Annotated in this window: 17 protein-coding genes; 13 read left to right on the forward strand and 4 right to left on the reverse strand. The window is 73.1% G+C overall.

The window, feature by feature from the left end; all coding sequences use genetic code 11:
- Positions 1-59: 59 nt before the first annotated feature.
- Both ACFRAC_RS19385 and ACFRAC_RS19390 read left to right on the forward strand, forming a co-directional pair.
- On the forward strand, positions 60-794 hold the full coding sequence (locus ACFRAC_RS19385; protein WP_382925159.1) for a response regulator transcription factor: 735 nt from the start codon (positions 60-62) through the stop codon (positions 792-794).
- On the forward strand, positions 791-2,236 hold the full coding sequence (locus tag ACFRAC_RS19390) for an ATP-binding protein (RefSeq protein WP_382925161.1): 1,446 nt from the start codon (positions 791-793) through the stop codon (positions 2,234-2,236). The genes ACFRAC_RS19385 and ACFRAC_RS19390 overlap by 4 nt, the downstream gene beginning before the upstream one ends.
- 4 nt (positions 2,237-2,240) lie before the next feature.
- On the opposite strand, the gene ACFRAC_RS19395 is transcribed toward ACFRAC_RS19390, so the two are convergent.
- The 3 genes from ACFRAC_RS19395 to ACFRAC_RS19405 all read right to left on the reverse strand — a co-directional run bounded on the left by ACFRAC_RS19395 (position 2,241) and on the right by ACFRAC_RS19405 (position 6,436).
- On the reverse strand, positions 2,241-3,281 hold the full coding sequence (locus tag ACFRAC_RS19395) for a type VII secretion protein (RefSeq protein ID WP_382925163.1): 1,041 nt from the start codon (positions 3,279-3,281) through the stop codon (positions 2,241-2,243).
- A gap of 14 nt (positions 3,282-3,295) precedes the next feature.
- Positions 3,296-4,387: a type VII secretion integral membrane protein EccD gene (locus ACFRAC_RS19400; RefSeq protein WP_382925164.1), complete on the reverse strand. Its 1,092-nt coding sequence runs from the start codon at positions 4,385-4,387 to the stop codon at positions 3,296-3,298.
- A gap of 234 nt (positions 4,388-4,621) precedes the next feature.
- Positions 4,622-6,436, reverse strand: a complete 1,815-nt coding sequence (locus ACFRAC_RS19405; protein WP_382925166.1) for a bifunctional metallophosphatase/5'-nucleotidase — start codon at positions 6,434-6,436, stop codon at positions 4,622-4,624.
- Positions 6,437-6,581: 145 nt separating this feature from the next.
- Here ACFRAC_RS19405 and mshD point away from each other — a divergent pair, with 145 nt between their 5' ends.
- Complete coding sequence (mshD, locus tag ACFRAC_RS19410; RefSeq protein ID WP_382925168.1) at positions 6,582-7,532, forward strand: mycothiol synthase; 951 nt, start codon at positions 6,582-6,584, stop codon at positions 7,530-7,532.
- Between the two features lie 7 nt (positions 7,533-7,539).
- Here the strand turns inward: mshD and ACFRAC_RS19415 are convergent, their stop codons facing one another.
- A complete protein-coding gene (locus ACFRAC_RS19415; protein WP_382925169.1) occupies positions 7,540-8,217 on the reverse strand; it encodes a hypothetical protein in 678 nt (225 codons plus the stop codon).
- Positions 8,218-8,327: 110 nt separating this feature from the next.
- Here ACFRAC_RS19415 and ACFRAC_RS19420 point away from each other — a divergent pair, with 110 nt between their 5' ends.
- The 10 genes from ACFRAC_RS19420 to pstB all read left to right on the forward strand — a co-directional run bounded on the left by ACFRAC_RS19420 (position 8,328) and on the right by pstB (position 18,953).
- Positions 8,328-8,714: a GntR family transcriptional regulator gene (locus ACFRAC_RS19420; protein ID WP_382925171.1), complete on the forward strand. Its 387-nt coding sequence runs from the start codon at positions 8,328-8,330 to the stop codon at positions 8,712-8,714.
- Positions 8,711-9,598 carry an ABC transporter ATP-binding protein gene (locus tag ACFRAC_RS19425; protein WP_382925172.1) on the forward strand — a complete coding sequence of 296 codons (888 nt, stop codon included), beginning with the start codon at positions 8,711-8,713 and terminating at the stop codon, positions 9,596-9,598. The genes ACFRAC_RS19420 and ACFRAC_RS19425 overlap by 4 nt, the downstream gene beginning before the upstream one ends.
- The gene (locus ACFRAC_RS19430) at positions 9,595-10,590 is read left to right on the forward strand and encodes an ABC transporter permease (protein WP_382925174.1); all 996 of its coding nucleotides are present in this window, start codon (positions 9,595-9,597) and stop codon (positions 10,588-10,590) included. The genes ACFRAC_RS19425 and ACFRAC_RS19430 overlap by 4 nt, the downstream gene beginning before the upstream one ends.
- Positions 10,591-10,728: 138 nt before the next feature.
- Positions 10,729-13,104 (forward strand): RNA degradosome polyphosphate kinase, encoded by a 2,376-nt coding sequence (locus ACFRAC_RS19435; protein WP_382925175.1) that lies wholly within the window; start codon positions 10,729-10,731, stop codon positions 13,102-13,104.
- Positions 13,085-14,134 carry a CHAD domain-containing protein gene (locus ACFRAC_RS19440; protein WP_382925176.1) on the forward strand — a complete coding sequence of 350 codons (1,050 nt, stop codon included), beginning with the start codon at positions 13,085-13,087 and terminating at the stop codon, positions 14,132-14,134. Before ACFRAC_RS19435 ends, ACFRAC_RS19440 begins: the two co-directional genes overlap by 20 nt.
- 29 nt (positions 14,135-14,163) lie before the next feature.
- Positions 14,164-14,586 (forward strand): NUDIX hydrolase, encoded by a 423-nt coding sequence (locus ACFRAC_RS19445; RefSeq protein ID WP_382925178.1) that lies wholly within the window; start codon positions 14,164-14,166, stop codon positions 14,584-14,586.
- Between the two features lie 208 nt (positions 14,587-14,794).
- Positions 14,795-15,928 carry a phosphate ABC transporter substrate-binding protein PstS gene (gene pstS / locus ACFRAC_RS19450; RefSeq protein WP_382925180.1) on the forward strand — a complete coding sequence of 378 codons (1,134 nt, stop codon included), beginning with the start codon at positions 14,795-14,797 and terminating at the stop codon, positions 15,926-15,928.
- Positions 15,929-16,056: 128 nt separating this feature from the next.
- Entirely contained in the window at positions 16,057-17,061 is a 1,005-nt protein-coding gene (gene pstC / locus ACFRAC_RS19455) for a phosphate ABC transporter permease subunit PstC (protein WP_382925182.1), read from the forward strand.
- Positions 17,058-18,122 (forward strand): phosphate ABC transporter permease PstA, encoded by a 1,065-nt coding sequence (gene pstA / locus ACFRAC_RS19460; RefSeq protein ID WP_382925183.1) that lies wholly within the window; start codon positions 17,058-17,060, stop codon positions 18,120-18,122. The genes pstC and pstA overlap by 4 nt, the downstream gene beginning before the upstream one ends.
- Positions 18,123-18,176: 54 nt before the next feature.
- Positions 18,177-18,953, forward strand: coding sequence for a phosphate ABC transporter ATP-binding protein PstB (gene pstB / locus ACFRAC_RS19465; RefSeq protein ID WP_361350090.1), 777 nt, complete (start codon positions 18,177-18,179; stop codon positions 18,951-18,953).
- Positions 18,954-19,026: the final 73 nt, after the last annotated feature.

Raw genomic sequence — 19,026 nt, forward strand, 5'->3', positions numbered from 1 at the left:
GCCCCCCTGGACGCCCGCACACCCGTCCCCGTCCCGTCGCACCCGAGGAACCCGAGCCGATGAGCCCCGCCGACGCCGACCGTGACCCGCAGCGCATCCTGATCGTCGACGACGAGCCGGCGGTGCGTGAGGCCCTCCAGCGCAGTCTCGCCTTCGAGGGGTACGACACCGAGGTCGCGGTCGACGGCGCGGACGCCCTGGAGAAGGCGGCCGCCTACCAGCCCGACCTGGTCGTCCTCGACATCCAGATGCCCCGGATGGACGGCCTGACCGCGGCACGCCGTGTGCGCGCCGCCGGTGACACCACGCCGATCCTGATGCTCACCGCCCGCGACACCGTCGGCGACCGCGTCACCGGACTGGACGCCGGCGCCGACGACTACCTCGTCAAGCCGTTCGAGCTGGACGAGCTGTTCGCCCGGGTCCGCGCGCTGCTGCGGCGCAGCTCGTACGCGGCGGCCGGTACGGGCCCCGGGGACGACGACGAGGTGCTGACCTTCGCCGACCTGCGGATGAACCTCGCGACCCGGGAGGTCTTCCGGGGCGGGCGGCCCGTGGAGCTGACCCGCACGGAGTTCACGCTGCTGGAGATGTTCCTGACGCACCCCCGGCAGGTCCTGACCCGTGAGCAGATCCTGAAGGCCGTCTGGGGCTTCGACTTCGAGCCCTCCTCCAACTCCCTCGACGTCTACGTCATGTACCTGCGCCGCAAGACGGAGGCGGGCGGCGAGCCGCGGCTCGTGCACACTGTCCGGGGTGTGGGGTACGTGCTGCGCCAGGGCGGCGCCGAGTGAGCAGGGCGCTGCGCCGCCTCCGCACGCTGCCGATCCGCACACGGCTGTCGCTGCTGGTGGCGGCGGCGGTGGCGTTCGCGGTGGCGGCGGTGTCGGTGACGTGCTGGTTCCTGGTGCAGGGGAAGCTCTACGAGCAGCTGAACGACGACCTGCGCCAGGCGGTGCGGACGAGGCCCGGACAGTGGGTCGAGCTGCAGCGCGCGCTCTCCGACTGCACCACGTCCCCGCAGGACCCGGGGCCCTTCCGGAACCTGTACACCCAGATCGTCAAGGCCGACGGAACGCCCTGCGTCACCGCCGACTCCATCGGCGCGGTGAAGGTCACCCAGGCCGACAAGGACGTGATCCGGGACGGGGCGTCCAGCAAGGGCGTCATCCACAACAGCACCGCCGAGGACGGGACCCCGGTCCGGGTCATCACCGTGCCCCAGCCGGCCCAGGACGCCGGCACCGGGCAGCAGTCCTACGTCGCCCTCAGCATCGCCGTGTCGCTGGAGGGTACCCGCGCCACCCTCAACGACCTCGCCCTCATCCTCCTCCTCGTCTCCGGCGTCGGAGTCGTCGGCGCCGGGGCGGCCGGGCTCGCGGTCGCGCGGGCCGGGCTGCGTCCGGTCGACAAGCTCACCGAGGCCGTCGAACACGTGGCCCGCACCGAGGACCTGAGCATCCGGATCCCGGTGGAGGACGACGCCGAGGACGAGATCGCCCGGCTCTCCCGGTCCTTCAACTCCATGACGTCCTCGCTGGCCAGCTCCCACGAGCTGCAGCAGCAGCTGATCGCCGACGCCGGGCACGAACTGCGCACGCCCCTCACCTCGCTGCGCACCAACATCGAGCTGCTCACCCGCAGCGAGGAGACCGGCCGGCCCCTGCCCGAGGCCGACCGCAAGGCGCTGCTCGCCTCGGTGAAGGCGCAGATGACCGAACTGGCCGCCCTGATCGGCGACCTGCAGGAACTGTCCCGGGCGCAGGGCCAGCGCGGCGAGCGGGTCCAGGTGGTCTCCCTGACAGACACCGTGGAGGCCGCCCTGCGCCGGGTGCGGCTGCGCGGCCCGGAGCTGACCATCGGCGCCGACCTGCGGCCCTGGTACGTCCGCGCCGAACCGGCGGCGCTGGAGCGCGCGGTCGTCAACATCCTCGACAACGCCGTGAAGTTCAGCCCCGCCGACGCCACCATCGAGGTGGCGCTGGCCGACGGCGTCCTCACGGTCCGCGACCACGGCCCGGGCATCCCCGCCGACGAACTGCCCTACGTCTTCGACCGTTTCTGGCGCTCACCGAGCGCACGGGCGCTGCCCGGTTCGGGGCTGGGCCTGTCCATCGTGGCCCGTACGGTCGAGCAGGCCGGCGGGCAGGTCGCGCTGACCCGCGCCGAGGACGGCGGCATGGTCGCGACCGTACGGCTGCCGGGGGCGCCGACGCCGCCGCCCGAGACGCCGTAGGGCGTCAGCGGGGGCCGGCCGCCCGGCGCATGACCTCGGCGGCCAGGCGGACGGACGCGTCACGGGTGGCGGTGGCGAGCATGTCGGTGCGGATGGGGCCGCCCTGCGCGAGGTGCCGGTCGTAGGGGAGCAGGACGACGGGGACGCCGGGCTCCCGCAGGTGGGCGACGGCCGTCCGCTCGTCGAGGGTGGCGTCCGGGGTGGCGGCGCTGAGGGCCACGACCGTGGTGTGCAGCGCGGAGTGCGGGAGCCGGGCGAGCCAGTCCAGCACCTGGCGGGTGCCGTGGACGCCCTCGGCGGTCATCGGGGCGACCACGACCCGGGCGTGCGCGGTGTCCATCGCCGTACGCGCCACCTCGCCGGGCAGCGTCTCGCTGTCCACGACGGTGACCGCGAAGTAGCGGCGCAGCGCGAGGGTCACGGTTCGGTAGGTCCGTACGTCGAGCGGCGCCCCGACCCGGCCCTGGCTCGCGGGCAGCAGCCAGCCGCCGTCCTGGACGGGCACCAGATAGCCGGTGAGGTCGGTGAGCCCCATCGACGGGGTCAGGATCGAGGCGAGGTCGGCGCAGGTCCAGCGCACGGTCCTGGCGCCCATGCGCATCGGGAGCGTGCCGAGGGCGGCGTCGGCCTCCAGGGTGAGGACCGGGTCGTGCCGGTAGTGGTTGAAGGTGCGCCCGAGGAGCGCGGCGACCGTGGACTTGCCGACGCCGCCGCGGATCGAGGTGACGGCGACGACCCGTCCGGTGGTGACGGGTTGCTGCACCTCGCGGGCGAGCCGCGTCTGCTCGGTGACCTCCTGCGCGGCGGAGGCGGTCAGCCTGCGCAGCGAGGCCCCGGCCCGGCGCGCGGCCGTGTCGCCGTGCTGCGGGCGTCCCAGGGCGACGGCCAGCCGGGGGTCGACGGTCGGCACCGACTCCGGCGTGCCGCGGCCGTGGTCGGGCACGAAGGTCTGCCGGGGGACCGGCGGCGGGGGTGCCTGGCGGTCCCGGCCGGCGTCCGGTGCGGGCCCGAGCGGGCCGCGGTGTGCGTCCTGAGTCCCCGTCACGCTGTCACCCTGCCCTACGCGAAGCCGCCGGACACCACGACCGCCGCCGGGACCAGGGCGAGCACGGCCCACGGTTCCAGCAGGTCGCCGGCCCGGCGCAGCCGTGCGCGCGGTCTCTCGGACGGGTGCACGGTCAGGTGCAGCACCGCGAGCAGGGCGAGGACGACGATCCCGGGCTCTTCCCACAGGGCGGCGAGCCGCACCACGACGACCGCGGCGGCCAGCAGCAGCGACCCGACCTCGACGGTGAGGGGGAACGCGCGGGCGCGCAGCACGAGGACGACGGCCAGCAGGGCGGCGAGCGTCACCGTCCCCGCCGTGGCGGTGCGCAGCAGGAGCACGCCCGACGCGCCGGCGGCCAGGGCGAGCACCACGGTCGCCGGGGCCAGCGCGCGATGGGTGACCGCGAGAGCGGTGCCGGCGTCGTGGCGGCTGACGGAGACGCCGCCCGTGCGCCGGTCGTCGAGGGCGGTCAGGCCGGAGGCCGTCAGGCCCAGCCGCGGGAGAACGCCGAGGGCGAGTCCGGCGGCCACGGCCGGCAGGGCGGCGGCCCGGCTCTGCTGGACGGCCGTGTGCGCCCCGCCCTGGAACAGGACCGCCGCCTCACCCAGGACGAGGCAGCCGAGGACGGCCGCGGCGCCGGTCAGCGCGGGACGCCCGAGAGGGGTGCACCAGCCGGCGAGCGCGAGCGCGGCGGCCACGGCCGCGGCGAGGCCCGCGGCCCGGAGCGGACCGGGCCAGCCGTAGGTATCGGCCGCGGCCCATACGCCGACGACGGCCAGGGCGGCGGCCAGCGCGAGAAGGGTGACGGCGGTCGTGGAGCGCCGGGTCCGCCCGCACAGCACACCGGCCCCGGCGGCGGCCGGGGCGATGACGAGCAGGACGGCCCCGACGGTGGCCGGGTCGAGGCGGTGGAGGGCGAGGACGGCGGCGGACGACGCCCAGAGCACGGCCGCGGCCGCGCCGGCGGCACGTCGTGTGGCGGGCCGCCATCGCCAGGCCCGCGTCCCGAGGTCGTCGGCGGACGCGTCGGTGGCGTCGTGCCCGGCGGGGCCGCGGGGAAGGACCTCCGGCTCCAGCGTGCGCTCGGACCCCGTGGATGTCACGCGCCCGAACCTACCACCGGCCGACTCGGGTGGATGGAGAGGGAGTGAGGGAAGCGGGCCGGTCCGAGGAAGGTCCGGCCCGCGCCCGTGACCTGGGTGTTCGAGAGTGCCTGACTCTCCTGTGGTGGGGGGAGCGCGACGGTCCGTCCGACCGTGCGCGCTCCCCCCACCCGCAACCGCTACCGGAGGTGCGCCATGCGGTTCACGCCTCTCCATCGGAGCGGTGACGGTGTCCTACCGGACGACGGTGATGCGGTCCGCCGCGGGGGGCGCGATCGGGCTCGTGGGCGTGGAGTTGGCCGTCAGGTACTTCTGCAGCACCGTCAGGTCGTCCGTGCCGACGAGCGGGTTCGTGCCCCGGCCGAGCGTGGTGAAGCCGTCGCCGCCGCCCGCGAGGAAGTTGTTCATCGCGACGCGGTAGGTGGCGGCCGGGTCGATCGCCGTGCCGTTCAGCTTGACGGAGTCCGCCACCACACGGTCCGCGCCCGACTTGGTCAGGTCCAGCGTGTAGGTGAGGCCCGCGGAGATCTGCAGGATCTTCGGCGAGGCCGCGTTGGTCCCGCTGACCTGCTCCTTGAGCACCTGGATGAGCTGGGCGCCGGTGAGGTCCTGGAGGTTCACCGTGTTGGAGAACGGCTGCACCGTGAAGCCCTCGGCGTAGGTGACCACGCCGTCGCCCTCGTCGCCCTTGGCCGCGTAGGTCAGGGCCGCGCGGATGCCGCCGGGGTTCATCAGCGCCAGGTCCGTCTCCGGGTCCAGCTCCTTGCCGTACGCGAGCTGGGCGTCGGCGATCAGGTCGCCGAGCGGGGACTCGGTGCCGGCGTTGCCGATGTCGGCGGAGATGTAGCCGATCGGGCGGTTGCCGATGGGCGCCGCGAGGGTGTTCCACTTCGAGATCAGCGCGGTCATGTCGGGGGCCTTGGTGACGTCCCGGCTGACCACGTGGTTCGCGGACTTCACGGACGTACGGGCGATGTCGCCGGTGAAGCGGTCGTACGTCAGCGTGGTGTCGGTGTAGAGGCGGCCGAAGGACGAGGCCGAGGTGACCATGCGGGGCTCGCCCGACGGGTCGGGGACCGTGCACACGTACGCGTTGTGCGTGTGGCCGGTGACCAGCGCGTCCACCGACGGGGACACGTTCTTGGCGATGTCCACGATCGGGCCGGAGATGCCGGAGCCGGCGCTCCCGGAGTCACAGTCGTAGTTGTACGACGTGGAGGCCGGGAAGCCGCCCTCGTGGATGAGGGCCACGATCGACTTCACGCCCTGGCGCTGCAGCTCCTTGGCGTACTTGTTGATCGTCTCGACCTCGTCCTTGAACGTGAGGCCCTTGACGCCCTCGGCGGAGACGACGCCCGGGGTGCCCTCCAGGGTCACCCCGATGAAGCCGATCTTGACGTCCTTCTTCTTCCACACCCAGTAGGGCTTGAGGATCGGCTTGCCGCTCTTCTCGTTCAGGACGTTCGCGGCGAGGTAGGGGAAGTCGGCGCCCTCGAACCTCTGGTCCGTGTAGCAGCCGTCGGTGGGGTGGCAGCCGCCGTTCTGGAGGCGGGCCAGCTCCTTGGAGCCCTCGTCGAACTCGTGGTTGCCGACGGAGGTGACGTCCAGTTCGAGCTTGTTCAGCGCCTCGACGGTGGGCTCGTCGTGGAAGAGGCCCGAGATCAGCGGGGAGGCGCCGACCATGTCGCCACCGGCAGCGGTCACGGAGTACTTCTTGCCGGCGCGCGCCTGGCGCAGATGCGTGGCCAGGTACTCCACGCCGCCCGCGTCGATGGTCTTCGTGGTGCCGTCGGCCTGGAGTTCGGTGACCCGGCCGGAGGAGCCGGACGGCGGCTCCAGGTTGCCGTGCAGGTCGTTGAAGGACAGCAGCTGCACGTCCTGGTAGCGGTGGAGGCCGTGCCCGTGGCCGCCCCTGCCGGAGTCGGCGCCCGGCGAGGCGGTCGCGGGGAGCGCCGCGGCGAGCGCGCCGACGGTGGCGAGCCCGGCGGCCGTCGCGACCAGTGCGTATGTACGGCGTCTGCGGTGCTGCTGCTGGGATGTGGCTGACATCCGCCCCCCTGTGGGTCGTGAGTGGCATGGGCCCGTCGGGCGGCAGCCTAGAGTCAACGCGCGTAGCGCGACAGGGGGTTCCGGGTTACACCTTGGTTGCTTCTGTGCCGCGACTTTGCCCGGGGCGCCCTTTACCCTCGTACGCATGACCAGCGACGACATCGCCCGATCCGTCCCGTCCCGTTCCGTCGAGACCTACTCCGCCCTGTCTCCGGAGCAGACGGAGGCCATCCTCGAACTGCTCGCGGAGGCCGCCCGGGTCGACGGCCAGCAGGCGGTGTCCGAACAGGGCCGGCTCCAGCTGCGCCACAGCGTGTCGGCCGGTGACGGCGGCGGCGGCCGCGAGGGCGTCTCGCATCTGCTGCTGACCGCGGGCGGCCAACTCGTCGGGTACGCCCAGCTGGAGGACACCGACCCGGTCGAGGCGCCCGCCGCCGAGCTGGTCGTGCACCCCGCGCACCGGGGCCTCGGCCACGGGCGCGCGCTCGGCACGGCCCTCCTGGCCGCCTCCGGCAAGCGGCTGCGGGTGTGGGCGCACGGCGGCCACTCCGCCGCCCGGCATCTCGCCCAGGTGCTGGGTCTGACCCTCTTCCGCGAACTGCGCCAGATGCGTCTGCCGTTGACCGGTACGGAACTGTCGGAGCCGGTGCTGCCGGAGGGTGTCACGATCCGCACGTTCGTGCCCGGCCAGGACGACGCGGCCTGGCTCGCGGTGAACGCCGCCGCGTTCGCCCACCACCCCGAGCAGGGCTCGCTCACCCAGCGCGACCTCGACGACCGCGAGGGCGAGCCGTGGTTCGACCCGGCGGGCTTCTTCCTGGCCGAACGCGGCGGCGAACTGGTCGGCTTCCACTGGACGAAGGTCCACGCCGAGGAGCGCCTCGGCGAGGTGTACGTCGTCGGGGTGCGTCCGGGCGCCCAGGGCGGCGGCCTCGGCAAGGCCCTGACGGCGGTCGGGCTGCGGCACCTGGCCGCGCAGGGGCTGCCGACGGCGATGCTGTACGTCGACGCGGACAACAAGGCGGCGGTGTCCGTCTACGAGCGGCTCGGGTTCACGACGTACGAGACGGACCTGATGTACCGCACGGAGACCTGAGCCGGTCTCACCCGACGGGCCGGGCGCGGACCACGAGGACGTCGAGCGCGTGCTCGTCGCCGCCGATGGACAGCCCGGCCCAGCGCGCCTGCGCGGCCAGCAGGTTGACGGCCCGCTGCGGCGCGCAGGTCACGTCGGTGCCGCCGCCGGTGCCGTCCTCGCCGGTCAGCCGCCGGGCCACCGCGCGGGCGGCCGCCTCGGCGTCGGCGGCGTGCGGTCCCAGCGCGGTGGGCACCGGCTTGCCCTCCCCCGACACGAACGCCTCCACGAGCAGCAGCGGCGCCCCGCCGTCCGCCGTACCGCGCCAGCGCCGCACCTGAGTGGTGGCCGCGAGCCCGGGCAGCGCGCGGGCGATCTCCGCCAGCAGCCACGCCCCCTGCGCCAGCCCCGTCGCCAGCGCCCCGGCTCCCGCGCTCGCCGACCAGGCCCGGTTCCCCTCCCCCGCACGGCTCTTCCCCAGCAGCCTCCAGTCGCCGGGCACGGGCACGGACATCGGCGCCTCCAGCGCCAGCACCGCACCGGCCCCGTCCGCCAGGGCGGCGGCGAGCGCTTCCGCCGCGCCCGCGGGCTCGTCGCCGTGCGCGGCGAGCGTGTGCCCCGGCAGGTCGACCGCCGCCCAGGCGAAGGAACCGGTGCGCACGGAGCCCACGTCGACGGCGACCACACGCGCTGCGGACAGGTCCACGCGCCCCTCCCCCGTTGTCGAGTCCGGTCACCGTACCGGGCCGGCTTGACACCGCGGCCCCCTTCCACCACCCTTTCACTACTCAATTAGTGAAAGGGTGGTGTAACGCGATGATCGAGTACCGCATCGACCGGCGCTCCGGCGTCGCCACCTACGTCCAGATCGTGCGGCAGACCAAACAGGCGCTGCGTCTCGGCCTGTTGGAGCCCGGCGACAAGCTGCCCACCGCCCGCGAGGTCGTCGAGGCGACCGCCGTCAACCCGAACACCGTCCTCAAGGCGTACCGCGAACTGGAGCGCGAGGGCCTGGTCGAGGCGCGCCGGGGGCTGGGCACCTTCGTGCGCCGGGGGCTGAACACCGCACCGGCGGACTCACCGCTGCGGGCCGAGCTGGACGCCTGGGCCGTCCGGGCCCGTGAGGCCGGGCTCGACCGCGACGACGTGGACGCGCTCTTCACTTCCGTACTGGACACACACTTCAAGGGGGACCCGTCATGACCGAGACCGCCATCGAGGCGGCCGGGCTGGGCATGCGGTTCGGGCGACGAAAAAGGCCCGCGCTGGACGGCTGCGCGTTCCGGATCCCGCCGGGCGGCGTGTGCGCCGTCGTCGGCCCGAACGGCGCCGGCAAGTCGACCCTGCTGTCCCTCGCCGCCGGGCTGGCCCGGCCCACCGCCGGCACGCTCACCGTCCTCGGCCGGTCCCCCGCCGAGGTCCGCGCACGGGTCGGGTACGTCGCCCAGGACAAGCCCCTGCACCCCCAGCTGACCATCGCCGAGACCCTGCGCTACGGCCGTGAGCTGAACCCCGGCCGCTGGGACGACCGGGTCGCCGAGCGGATCGTCGCCGAGGGCGAGCTGGACACGGACACGAAGATCCGCGCCCTGTCCGGCGGCCAGCGCACCCGCGTGGCGCTCGCCCTCGCCCTCGGCAAGCGGCCCGAACTGCTGCTCCTGGACGAGCCGATGGCCGACCTCGACCCGCTCGCCCGGCACCAGCTGACGGGGACGCTCATGGCCGACGCGGCCGAGCACGGCACCACGGTCGTGATGTCCTCGCACGTCGTCGCCGAGCTGGAGGGCTCCTGCGACCACCTCCTGCTGCTCGGCGCCGGGCGGGTGCGCCTGGCGGGGCCGCTGGAGGACCTGCTGGCCGCGCACCGCCTGGTCACCGGGCGCGCCGGCGCCTCCCTCGACCCGCACACCGTGGTCGAGGCGCGCACCACCGGCCGCGGGCTCACCGCCCTGATCCGGCCCGAAGGCCCCCTCGAGCCGGCCTGGCAGGACACCGCCCCCACCCTGGAGGAGCTGGTCCTCGCCCATCTCCGTGCCCCGCAGGCCCCCGCCCTGCACCTCGACGACGTCCGGGAGGCCGCCGTATGACCACTGTGACCCCCGAGACCACGGCCGCCGTCGCCCGGCGCCGGGGACCCCGCGGTCTGCTCTGGGCGACACTGCGGGTGCACCGCTCGGCCCTGTGGTTCTGGGTGATGCTGGTGGCCGTCGGCGCCGGCGTCCTGCTGTGGGCGTACGGCCCCGGCGCGGACGCCGCCTGGGCCGAGTACCGGTCCCGGGGCTGCCTCGACGGCGGGGCCAGCCTGGGCTGCGACATGGGGGGCGCGGCCGCGGGGCGCTACCAGAGCGCCGAGGCACTGGCCGGCGGTCTCATCGAACTCGTGCCGTTCCTCACCGCGGCCTGGGCCGGCGGCGCGCTCATCGGGCGTGAGCTGGAGAGCGGCACGGCCCGGCTGGCCTGGACGCAGTCGGTCTCCCCGGCCCGCTGGCTCGCCGCCAAACTGGCCGTCCCCGCCGCGCTGCTGGTGGCCGGAATGCTCCTCCTCACCCCGCTGCACCGCCTGATGTTCACCTCCAACAGCCTGCTGCGCGCCACCATCGGCTCGGCGGACTGGGACCAGAGCCCGGTGTACGAGGCCAACGGGACCCTCGCCGCCGCCTACGCCCTGCTGGGCCTGGCCGTCGGCGTCCTCGCGGGCCTGCTCCAGCGCCGTGCCCTGCCCGCGCTCGGCACCGCGGTCCTGGCCCTCGGCGCCCTGATGATCGCCCTCAGGGACCTGCGCCCGTACCTGTGGCCGGTCCGGACGCTGACCGGCGAGCAGTACCCCGAGTGGACCGGCATGGTCGTCGACGACGGCGCCCTGACCTCCGACGGGTCCCGCATCACCGACCCGATGTGCGTGGACGAGGCCCGCTGCCTGGCCGAGCACGACGTCGTCGGCTACTACCGCGACTTCCACCCGGCCTCGCACTTCTGGCCCCTCCACCTGGTCGAGACGGGCATCGTCCTGGCCCTGGCGGCCCTCGCGGTCCTGATCTCCTTCCGCCTGCTGAACCGCCGTACCGCGCGAGCCGTATGACGGAGCGGCCGCCTCGCACGCGTCCGCACGTCTCTCCACGGGGGGAAGGACGTGCGGACGCGCGCGGGCCGTGTCCCGCTTCACCGCACGCCATGTCCTGGTAACCGGCGGTTAAGACAACCTTGCGACGCTCGGCCAATGACTCCCGCCGTGCCAGAGCCCGTGCCGCCTTCGCACCCGGGCGCGGGGAACGGGGACCGGCGACGCCTCCCGGCGGCGCTCCCACCCGCCCGTTCCGACGCGCCTGTACACCTCGACGCGCGGAACAATGGGCGTATGAGCCAGTCCTCGAACGCCCCGGCACAGGTCCAGCACGCGCAGCCCTCCGTGGGCTCCATCGCGGCGCACCGCCCGCACACCGTCACCTCGGCGGTCGTCTCCGACCTGGAACCCGACATCGACGCCGATCTCGACGCCTACGACGTCGGCGAGATCGAGGGCGTCCAGCTGCCCCAGGGCCGCTTCCTCGACCGGGAGCGCAGCTGGCTGGCGTTCAACGAGCGGGTGCTCGAACTCGCCGAGGACCCCGCGACGCCGCTGCTGGAGCGGGCCAACTTCCTGGCCATCTTCGCCAGCAACCTGGACGAGTTCTTCATGGTCCGGGTGGCCGGTCTGAAGCGCCGCATAGCCACCGGCGTGGCCACCCGCTCCGCGTCGGGGCTCCAGCCGCGCGAGGTGCTGGAGATGATCTGGGCCCGCTCCCGTGAGCTCATGGCCCGGCACGCCGCCTGCTACCACGAGGACGTCGCCCCCGCCCTGGCGGAGGAGGGCATCCACCTGGTCCGCTGGAACGAGCTGACGGAGAAGGAGCAGGCCCGCCTGTTCACCCTGTTCCGGCACCAGATCTTCCCGGTGCTGACCCCGCTGGCCGTCGACCCGGCGCACCCCTTCCCGTACATCTCCGGGCTCTCCCTGAACCTGGCCGTCCGGGTCCGCAACCCCGTCACCGGCACCCCGCACTTCGCGCGCGTCAAGGTGCCCCCGCTGCTCTCCCGCTTCCTGGAGGCCTCCCCCGGCCGGTACGTCCCGCTGGAGGACGTGATCGCCGCGCACCTGGAGGAGCTGTTCCCGGGCATGGAGGTGCTGGAGCACCACGCGTTCCGGGTCACCCGCAACGAGGACCTGGAGGTCGAGGAGGACGACGCGGAGAACCTCCTGCAGGCCCTGGAGAAGGAGCTCATGCGGCGCCGGTTCGGCCCGCCGGTGCGCCTGGAGGTCGAGGAGAACATCAACCAGGAGGTCCTGGACCTGCTGGTGCGCGAGCTGAAGATCAGCGAGGCCGAGGTGTACCCGCTCACCGGCCCCCTGGACCTCACGGGCCTCTTCCGCATCGCCTCCATCGACCGGCCCGAGCTGAAGTACCCGAAGTTCATCGCCGGCACCCACCGCGACCTCGCCGAGGTGGAGTCGGCGTCCGCGCCGGACATCTTCGCCGCGCTGCGCAGCCGGGACGTCCTGCTGCACCACCCGTACGACTCCTTCTCCACCTCCGTGCAGGCGTTCCTGGAGCAGGCGGCCGACGACCCGGACGTCCTCGCGATCAAGCAGACCCTGTACCGGACCTCCGGCGACTCCCCCATCGTCAACGCGCTCATCGACGCGGCCGAGGCCGGCAAGCAGGTCCTGGTGCTGGTCGAGATCAAGGCGCGCTTCGACGAGCACGCCAACATCAAGTGGGCGCGCAAGCTGGAGGAGGCCGGCTGCCACGTCGTCTACGGCCTGGTCGGTCTGAAGACCCACTGCAAGCTGTCGCTGGTGGTCCGTCAGGAGGGCGAGACGCTCCGGCGCTACAGCCACGTCGGCACCGGCAACTACCACCCGAAGACGGCCCGCCTCTACGAGGACCTCGGCCTGCTCACCGCCGACCCGCAGGTCGGCGCGGACCTGTCCGACCTGTTCAACCGGCTGTCGGGCTACTCGCGCCGCGAGACCTACCGGCGCCTGCTGGTCGCCCCCAAGTCCCTGCGGGACGGCCTGATCGCCCGGATCAACAAGGAGGTCCAGCACCACCGTGCCGGACGCCCCGCGTACGTCCGCATCAAGGTCAACTCGATCGTCGACGAGGCCCTGATCGACGCCTGCTACGGCGCGTCCCAGGCGGGCGTGCCGGTGGACATCTGGGTCCGCGGCATCTGCGCGGTCCGCCCGGGCGTGACCGGCCTGTCGGAGAACGTCCGCGTCCGCTCGGTCCTCGGCCGCTTCCTGGAGCACTCCCGTGTCTTCGCCTTCGGCAACGGCGGGGAGCCCGAGGTGTGGATCGGCAGCGCCGACATGATGCACCGCAACCTCGACCGCCGTATCGAAGCCCTGGTCAGGGTCACCGACCCGGCCCACCGCGCGGCGCTGAACCGGCTCCTGGAGACCGGGATGTCCGACACCACCGCGTCCTGGCACCTCGGCCCGGACGGCGAGTGGACCCGGCACGCGACGGACGCGGAGGGGCAGCCCCTGCGCAACGTCCAGGAGATGCTCATAGACGCCCGGAGGCGCCGGCGTGGCACAGCGACACCCTGATCCGACGGACCCCGCGGCCGGCGCGGTGACCGGGGAGGCCCTCGCGGACCACCTGCGCGCCCAGGCCACCGAGTTCCTCCGCGCCCTGCGGCTGCACCGGGAGGGCGGTGCGGGCACGGAGCCCGACGGCGCGGTCCGGGCACTGCGGCGCTCGGCCCGCCGGATCAGCGGCAGCCTGCACACGTTCCGCCCGCTCCTCGACGCCGGCTGGGCGGAGGCCGTCCGCCCCGAGCTGGCCTGGCTGTCGGGCACCCTGGCCCTGGAGCAGGCGTACACGGCCCGGCTGGAACGGCTGCTGCAGGCCCTGCACCGGCTGTCGGGCACCCCGGTCCTCCCGGCGCAGCCGCCGGGCCCGGCCGGGGTGCCGCCCACCCCGGAGCCCACCGGGCCCGCCGCCACCGAGCGCGGCAAGCTCGCCGTGGGCGCGGCCAAGGCGGGCGCCCTGCTCGAACGGCAGCTCACCCTGGCCCGGACCCGCGCCCACTCCGCCGCCCTGCAGGCTCTCGGCGGCAGCCGCTTCCACGCGGTGGCCGACACCGTCGCCCTGCTGGCCAGCGAGGTCCCCCTGACCCCGGCGGCGGCCACCGCCGACCTGCGGCCCCTCGCGGCCGCCGCCGAGGAGCGGCTCGCCGCCGCGGTGACCGCGCTGCCGCTGATGCGGGCGGGGCACCCGTACAACGCGGAGGCGCTGGTCCACGGCCTGTCCCCGGACCCGTCCCCGCATCCGCAGGACGCGCCCTGGCACCAGGTCCGGCTGCTGCTGCGCCTGCACCGCTACGCCCGCGAGGTCCTGCGCGGCGACGCCGGCCCCATGGACGTACGGCTGACGGCGGCCGGGCAGGCCCTGGACCGGCACCGGGACGCCGCCGAGGCGGCGACCGCCGCCGCCCAGGCGGCCCGCACCCCCCGGATCGCGCCCGCGACGGCCTACGCCCTCGGTGTCCTGCACGCCGACCAGCGGCACGAGGTGGAGGCGGCCCGGTTCGCGTTCCAGCGGTCCTGGCAGAAGCAGACCGTGGGCACGTCCTGAGCCACGCCCGCCCCGAGGAGGCGCACCCGGTGACAGACGCGGACGACCGTACGGTGCACGCCGCGGGCTGCGTCCTGTGGCGCCGCTCGCCGGCCGGCGGCGAGCTGGAGATCTGCCTGGTCCACCGGCCCCGGTACGACGACTGGTCGCACCCCAAGGGCAAGCTGCGACGCGGCGAGGACCCCCTCGCGGGCGCGCTGCGCGAGGTGGCCGAGGAGACCGGGCACACGGCCGAACCGGGGGACGGGCTGCCCACGGTCCGCTATCTCGTGAACGACCGACCCAAGGAGGTGCGTTACTGGGCCGCCGAGGCGGGCGCCGGCACCTTCACCCCGAACTCCGAGGTGGACCGGGTGCTGTGGCTGTCCCCCGAGCGCGCCCGGGACCGGCTGACCCAGCCGAGGGACCGCATGCTCGTCGACGCGCTGCTGGCGTCGCTGCACCGGGCGTAGGAGGGGCGCGCGCGGCGCACGGCCTCACCACGCCGTCCCCAGGGGTTCACCCCCCGTTCATGCTCGCCCTTCGGTGCCTTCACCTGATCTGTCTAATTTCGGCCGTGCACGATGAGAGAACGCGCCCCGGGGGACGTGTCCTCATCTCACCAGTCTTCGCACGCCGCCGGAATTCAGGACGGCGGCTCCCGGAAGGAAATTCCTCACAGTGAAGCTTCAGCGCAAGACCCGGCGGGCTCTCTCACTCGGCGCTCTCGCCGTCTCCGGCGCCCTGGCCCTCACGGCGTGCGGCTCGGACGACACCGGCAACGCGAACGGCGGCGACTCGGCGGCCACCGCCAAGGCCGGCGCCATCGACTGCGGCGACGCCAAGGGGCAGCTCCAGGCCTCCGGCTCGTCCGCGCAGAAGAACGCGATCGACGCGTGGGTCAAGCAGTACACGACGGCCTGCAAGGGCGTACAGCTCAACTACAACCCGACCGGCTCGGGCGCCGGTGTCACCGCCTTCCTCCAGGGTCAGACCGCGTTCGCGGGCTCCGACTCCGCCCTGGACGCGGAGGAGATCACCGAGTCCAAGAAGACCGCCTGCACCGACGGCGGCCAGGCCATCGACCTGCCGATGGTCGTGGGCCCGATCGGCGTCGGCTACAACGTGCCGGGCGTCGACAGCCTCGTCCTGGACGCGCCGACCCTCGCCAAGATCTTCGACAGCAAGATCACCAAGTGGAACGACAAGGCCATCGCGACGCTCAACCCCGACGCGAAGCTGCCCGACCTGAAGATCCAGGCGTTCCACCGTTCGGACGAGTCCGGCACCACGGACAACTTCACCAAGTACCTCTCCGCCGCCGCGCCCGACAACTGGAAGTACGAGCACGGCAAGTCCTGGCAGGCCAAGGGCGGCCAGTCGGCGTCCGGCTCCTCCGGTGTGGCGCAGCAGGTGAGCCAGACCGCGGGCGCGATCTCCTACATGGAGCTGTCCTACGTCAAGGACGGCATGAAGTCCGTCAAGATCAAGACGGGTGCCACCCAGCCGGTCGAGGCGACCACCGAGAACGCCACCAAGTCCATCTCCGAGGCCAAGATCGTCGGCACCGGCAAGGACCTGGCGCTGGAGCTCAACTACACGCCGTCCGCCGAGGGCGCCTACCCGATCACCCTCGTCACCTACGAGATCGTCTGCGACAAGGGCAACAAGGCGGAGTCCCTGCCCGCCGTGAAGTCCTTCCTCTCCTACATCGCCTCCGAGGACGGCCAGGGCCTGCTGGCCGACGCCGGCTACGCCCCCGTCCCCGCCGAGATCATCACCAAGGTCCGCTCCACCGTCTCGAGCCTGAGCTGACCTGAGCCGCGGCCGGGCCCCCGGGTCCGGCCGCACATCCGGTGCACCGCCGCCAGGAGCGCCCCGCCGCCGGGAGCGCTCCGCCGTGAGCCGCCCAGCGCGGTGGCTCCGCAGACCGGAGACTCCCCATGGACATATCAGTCAAGAACGACACAGCTCCGCCCACCCCCCTCCCGACCCCTGCCCGGCGCGGCAGCGGCGCCCGCGGCGCCACCCGCCCCGGTGACCGGATCTTCCTCGCCCTCACCCGTGGCTCCGGCATCTTCCTGCTGGTGCTCATGGCCGCCATCGCCGTCTTCCTGAGCCTCCGGGCCGCCAGCGCGATCGGCAAGGACGAGGCCAACTTCTTCACCACCTTCGAGTGGAACCCCACCGGCGACCCGCCCGCCTTCGGCATCGCGGTGCTCGCCTTCGGCACGGTCGTGTCGTCGGTCATCGCGCTGGCGATCGCCGTCCCGGTGTCCGTCGGCATCGCGCTGTTCCTCACGCACTACGCCCCGCGCCGTCTCGGCGGCCCCATCGCGTACGTGATCGACCTGCTCGCCGCGGTCCCGTCCATCGTCTACGGCCTGTGGGGCGCTCTCGTCCTGGTGCCGCACCTGGGCGGCCTGTACGCGTGGCTGGACGAGTACCTCGGCTGGACCGGCGTCTTCGAGTGGAACGGCGGCGCCCCGCGCGCGCTGTTCACCGTCGGCATCCTGCTCGCAATCATGATCCTGCCGATCATCACCAACGTGAGCCGTGAGATCTTCCGGCAGGTCCCGCGGACGCACGAGGAGGCCGCCCTGGCCCTCGGCGCCACCCGCTGGGAGGTCGTCCGGATGGCCGTCCTGCCCTACGGGCGCTCCGGTGTCATCTCCGCCTCGATGCTGGGCCTCGGCCGCGCGCTCGGCGAGACGATGGCCGTCGCGATGGTCCTTTCGCCGACCTTCGACATCGAGGCCAGCCTGCTCGACCCGGGCGGCGGCACCTTCGCCCAGAACATCGCCAGCAAGTTCAACGAGGCCACCACGGACGGCCGGGACGCGCTGATCGCCTCCGGTCTGGTGCTGTTCGTCATCACCCTGCTGGTCAACGGCACCGCCCGCCTCATCATCGAGCGGCGCAAGGAGTTCTCGGGGGCCAACGCATGAGCCACACATCCCTTTCCGCCCGGCGCCCGGACAGCCTGAAGGGCGCCACCCTGCCCAAGTGGTTCTCCTGGGCGGTCGCCGCCGGTTCCGTCGCCCTCGGCCTCGGCGTCAGCGCGGCCGCCGGGCTGGAGAGCAGCATCCAGTGGGCGCTGATCGCCGCGCTGCTGTTCGTCGCCGGCTCGTACGGGATCTCCGCGCGGGTCGAGGGACGCCGGCAGGCCAAGGACCGTGTCGCCACGAGCCTCATCTGGGTCGCTTTCCTGCTCGCCGTCATCCCGCTGGCCTCGCTGGTGTACGAGACGGTCCGGCGCGGGGTGAAGGTCCTCGACGGCTACTTCCTCACCCACTCGATGGGCGTGGTCGCCGACACCGAGACCGGCGGCGGCATCTACCACGCCCTCCTCGGCACCCTGGAGCAGGTCGGCATCGCCACCGCCATCGCCGTGCCCATCGGTGTGCTCACCGCGATCTACCTGGTCGAGTACGGACGCGGCAGGCTCTCCAAGGCGATCACGTTCTTCGTCGACGTCATGACGGGCATCCCGTCGATCGTCGCCGGCCTGTTCGTCCTCAGCCTGTGGATCGTCGTCCTCGGCATGGGCTACTCCGGCTTCGCCGGCTCCATGGCGCTCGCCATCCTGATGCTGCCGGTCGTCGTCCGCTCCACCGAGGAGATGCTCAAGCTCGTCCCGAACGAGCTGCGCGAGGCGTCGCTGGCGCTGGGCGTGCCGAAGTGGCGGACCATCCTCAAGGTGGTGCTGCCGACCTCCGTCGGCGGGATCACCACGGGCGTGATGCTCGCCGTCGCGCGCATCACCGGCGAGACCGCCCCGCTCCTGCTCCTGGTGTGGGTGACGAACTTCATCAACGCCAACCCCTTCCAGGACCCGCAGGCCTCCCTGCCGGTGTACATCTACCTGCAGTACGCGAACAGCGGCGGCTCGGGCGCCGCCTACGACCGCGCCTGGGCGGCCGCCCTGGTGCTCATCGCCTTCATCATGATCCTCAACCTGGTGGCCCGCGGCATCGCCCGCTGGAAGGCCCCCAAGGCCGGTCGCTGACGCGACCCCCGTGGAACAGTCAGCGACTCGGATTCGAAAGAAGCAGTGATCGACATGGCCAAGCGCATCGATGTCAGCGGCCTCAACGCCTACTACGGCTCCTTCCTCGCGGTCGAGGACATCTCGATGACCGTCGAGCCCCGCTCCGTGACGGCCTTCATCGGCCCGTCCGGCTGCGGCAAGTCCACCTTCCTGCGCACGCTCAACCGGATGCACGAGGTCACCCCGGGCGGCCGCGTCGAGGGCAAGGTGCTCCTGGACGACGAGAACCTGTACGGCCCCGGCATCGACCCGGTCGCCGTGCGCCGCGAGGTCGGCATGGTCTTCCAGCGGCCCAACCCCTTCCCCACCATGTCGGTGTACGACAACGTGGCGGCGGGCCTGAAGCTCAACGGCTCGTACAAGAAGTCCGAGCTGGACGACATCGTGGAGAAGTCCCTGCGGGGCGCGAACCTCTGGAACGAGGTCAAGGACCGGCTGGCCAAGCCGGGCTCGGGCCTCTCCGGCGGTCAGCAGCAGCGCCTGTGCATCGCCCGCGCCATCGCGGTCGAGCCGGACGTGCTGCTGATGGACGAGCCCTGCTCGGCTCTGGACCCCATCTCCACCCTCGCCATCGAGGACCTGATCGGGGAGCTGAAGGAACGGTTCACGATCGTCATCGTGACCCACAACATGCAGCAGGCGGCGCGGGTCTCCGACCGCACGGCGTTCTTCAACCTGGCGGCCGTCGGCAAGCCCGGCAGGCTCATCGAGATCGACGACACCGAGCGCATCTTCTCCAACCCGTCGGTCCAGGCCACCGAGGACTACATCTCGGGCCGCTTCGGCTGACCGGGCCGCCCACCGGACCCCTCGCGGTGCTGCATGGCGGTGCCACCGCGAGGCACGGGAAGGGCCCGCCCCC

Source organism: Streptomyces sp. NPDC056628 (assembly GCF_042792555.1).
In the GTDB taxonomy this organism is placed as follows: domain Bacteria; phylum Actinomycetota; class Actinomycetes; order Streptomycetales; family Streptomycetaceae; genus Streptomyces.